At 63.6% G+C, this 3389-nt stretch carries 4 protein-coding genes; 1 reads left to right on the top strand and 3 read right to left on the bottom strand.

The features are described 5' to 3' along the window. From RIF85_RS15225 to RIF85_RS15235, 3 genes are all read right to left on the bottom strand, one after another. Window positions 1–809: ATP-binding protein (locus RIF85_RS15225; RefSeq protein WP_309072748.1), on the bottom strand; the 809-nt coding region annotated here is incomplete at its 3' end. 329 nt (window positions 810–1138) lie between these two features. Beyond that, window positions 1139–1726: an aminoacyl-tRNA hydrolase gene (gene pth, locus RIF85_RS15230; RefSeq protein WP_309072749.1), complete on the bottom strand. Its 588-nt coding sequence runs from the start codon at window positions 1724–1726 to the stop codon at window positions 1139–1141. An 11-nt stretch (window positions 1727–1737) separates the two neighbouring features. Beyond that, window positions 1738–2376 (bottom strand): 50S ribosomal protein L25/general stress protein Ctc, encoded by a 639-nt coding sequence (locus RIF85_RS15235; RefSeq protein WP_309072750.1) that lies wholly within the window; start codon window positions 2374–2376, stop codon window positions 1738–1740. Between the two features lie 381 nt (window positions 2377–2757). On the opposite strand from RIF85_RS15235, the gene RIF85_RS15240 reads away from it, so the two are divergent. Continuing rightward, window positions 2758–3389 (top strand): ABC transporter ATP-binding protein (locus RIF85_RS15240; RefSeq protein ID WP_309072751.1); only part of this gene is annotated, 632 nt, incomplete at its 3' end.

A 3389-nucleotide genomic window follows, 5' to 3' on the forward strand; every position in this document is an offset into this window, starting at 1 on the left:
TCGATCGCCTCGCGCTCCCCCGCCGGCAGGCGGCGCACGCGCACCATGATCCAGTCCGTCATCGAGCGCCGCGTCTTCGGCGCGGAGAGAGGCTTGGCCACCCAGACGCCGTCGCGCTCCTGCATCTCCCCGGTATCGACCTGCTCGCGGGTGAGCGCCTGCAGGAAGAGCGGGTTGCCTCCGGTGGTGTGCCACATGCTCGCAGCGGCGGCACGCGAAACCGGCGCGTCCAGCGCCACGGAAAGCAGCTTGGTGGTGGAGGCGAGGCCGAGCGGCCCAATATCGATCCGGCGCAGCGCGCCGTCCTTCCAGAGGTCGCCGAATTCCTCGGGCGAGGCGTCGATGGACTGGCAGATAGCAATCAGCTTCACCGCGCCGACCCGCACCAGGTGGGCCAAAGCCATGGCGGAGGAGGAGTCAAGCTCCTCAAGATTGTCGGCGAGGATAAGGGTTTTCCGGCCGTCTTCACGGCGTTGGTACAGTTCCTGCAGTCCGCGCAGCAGCATCAGTGGGTTGTCCACGATCGCGTCATCGAGATCACTGAGGACAAAGCTGAGGGCCCCGTAGGGCATTTTCGATGCAAGCGCTGAACCGCGCACGTACACAAGTTCGAAGGAGTCGTCGAGGTCGCGCGCGATTCGCTGAGCCAGCGCGGTCTTTCCCACTCCGGACTGGCCAGTGACGATCACGCCGCTGCAAGTGCTGTCGAGCAAAGCGTCGCGGACGTCCTCAAGTTCCGTATCGCGGCCTACGAGCGGCCACTCACCGTGGACGTTCAGCATCGCCGCGTCCCGGCTCTTCGCAGCCACCCGCATTTTGGCCGCAACTTATCTACTCGCGGTACAGACAGCTCCTCGTCAGCACCGGACATCACGCAATTACCCATTAGTCCGCCCCAACACGTCGTGCGTTAGGGCAATAGACTACGCCCGTCCGGGCAGGGTTGCACCCAAAGTTTCTTTGATTAATCAATCAATAGGATTATTCGCCGCGGAAACGACGTACAAAAACAGGTACAAAAAAGGGACCGACGTTGGGATGGGGGTGGCCCAGTCTCAGAGGCCGCCCAACGTCGGCCCCCGCTTTTGGGGCCATCAGGCCAGGCAGTCCGGTCAGGAACTGCACGACTAGTTTACCGCTATTTGCTTGCAGAGTGAAACTTCTGTTGGGCTTCTGTTAACCCGTTCAGGACCACGCTTTCGACGGCGTCGGCCGCTTCCTCCAGCAGGATTGGCAGATCCTTCTTCTCGGTGGTGCTGAAGTCTCGCAGCACGTAATCGGCGGCTTCCTGCCTGCCGGGAGGGCGTCCCACGCCCACGCGGACCCGCAGGTAGTCCTTGGTACCGAGGGCCTTGCTGATGTCGCGCAGACCGTTGTGGCCGCCTTCTCCCCCACCGATCTTCAGCTTGATCGTGTTGAAGGGAATGTCGATTTCATCATGCACCGCCACCACGTGGTCCGGCTCGATCCCGTGGAACTTTGCCAGCTGTGACACGGGTCCGCCCGTGAGATTCATGTAGGTGAGCGGTTTCGCCAGGATCAGCTTCGGCCCACCGATCCCCAGGCGCCCTTCGAGCACGACGGCGCGTGCTTTGGAGCTGCCGAACTTGCCACCCAGCCGCGCACCGAGCACGTCGAGGACCATCTGGCCCACGTTGTGGCGGTTACCGGCATAGCCGGGCCCGGGGTTCCCGAGCCCGGCTATGAGCCAGGTGTTGTCAGCCATTGACGAGATGCTTAGTCTTCGACAACTTCAGGAGCAACGTCGCCGGTTGCTTCCTCAGCGGTGGCGTCGCCGCCGTCGGAGTCAACCGTGGTCTCGCCCTCGCCGAGGTCGGCAACGACTGGGGAGGTGACGTTGATGATCAGCGTCTCGGGATCCGTCAGCAGAGTGGTGCCCTTGGGGAGCTCAAGGTCGGAAGCGTGGACGTGCTGTCCAACCTTGCGGCCTTCGATGTTCACCGTAAGGGACTCGGGCAGGTGGGTAGCGTCAGCTTCGACGGACACGGTGGTCTGCTCGAGGTTGGTCACAACGCCGGCTGCAGGCTCGCCCTCGACGTGGATGTTGATGTCAACGGTCACCTTCTCGCCGGAGCGAACGGTCAGGAGGTCGATGTGCTCGACGATCTGCTTGAGGGGGTTGCGCTGTACGTCCTTGGCGAGGGCAAGGTGTGCTTCACCGTCGACGTCGATGCTGAGCAGGGCATTCGCGTGGCGGACCGCCAGCGTGGTTGCCTTTGCGGGCAGCAGCACGTGGATGGGGTCTGCGCCGTGGCCGTAGATGACGGCGGGGATCTTGTTGGCGCGGCGTGCCTGGCGGGCAGCACCCTTACCGAAATCGGTGCGCAGTTCTGCGGCGAGCTTCTGCTCGGACATGATGTCTCCTGAGTGTTTATGTTCTTCTGGACGTACCGAGCGATTGCAACGAAGCCCGGCACCGTCCCTACCCGCGAACATGCGCGTTGTCAGGAAAGCCGCCAGCCACCGTCGATAACGGAACAAGCTCTGGAATCAGAGCGAAGCGTTCCCTCGCCTAGGCATCAACGGTCAATCCTACAGCATGCCGGCGTCTGCTCGGGTTTCAATCTCCCAGCGGGACCCGGGAGTTCGGGGGTTGGCAGTGCGCTTCCGCGGGGATTAGGGCGGCTATATGCTGTGGATTGGAGAGCCGGGAAGCCTGGTCGGCCCGCAGGCATGACCTGCGGAACGCCCCGGCGCGGCCGCGGGCGTTCGTGGTACCAGCTAGGAGTTACGGCTATGAACGCACCAGCACAACCTGTTATTGAAGCCCGAAGCCTGGTGAAGGAATTCGGCGGAACCCGAGCACTCGACGGCCTCGATCTCAGCGTCGCACCCGGAGAGGTGCACGGTTTCCTGGGGCCGAACGGAGCGGGTAAATCCACTACCCTGCGTATTCTCCTGGGCCTCATTCGTCCTACGGCCGGGACCGCCCGGGTCTTCGGGTTGGATCCCTGGTCGGATCCGGTTGAAATCCACCGGGACATCGCCTACGTCCCCGGCGATGTGAGCCTTTGGCCGAACCTATCCGGCGGTGAAGTTATCGATCTGCTCACCGGGCTGCGCGGCGGCGCCGACGGGCAGCTGCGCCGCGACCTTATCGATGAATTCGAGTTCGACCCGCGGAAGAAGGCCCGGACCTACTCGAAAGGCAACCGGCAGAAGGTGGCGCTCATAGCCGCGTTCGCCCGCCCTGCACCCCTTTACCTGCTGGACGAGCCGAGCGCCGGCCTCGATCCGGTCATGGATGCCGTGTTCCGCCGCCAGGTCGAGCGCGTCAGCCGCGACGGGGCCACGGTTCTGCTGTCGAGCCACATCCTGAGTGAAGTCGAGCAGCTGTGCGACCGGGTGACCATCATCCGCTCCGGAGC

This window comes from Arthrobacter sp. (genome assembly GCF_031179385.1).
Taxonomy (GTDB): Bacteria; Actinomycetota; Actinomycetes; order Actinomycetales; family Micrococcaceae; genus Arthrobacter_D.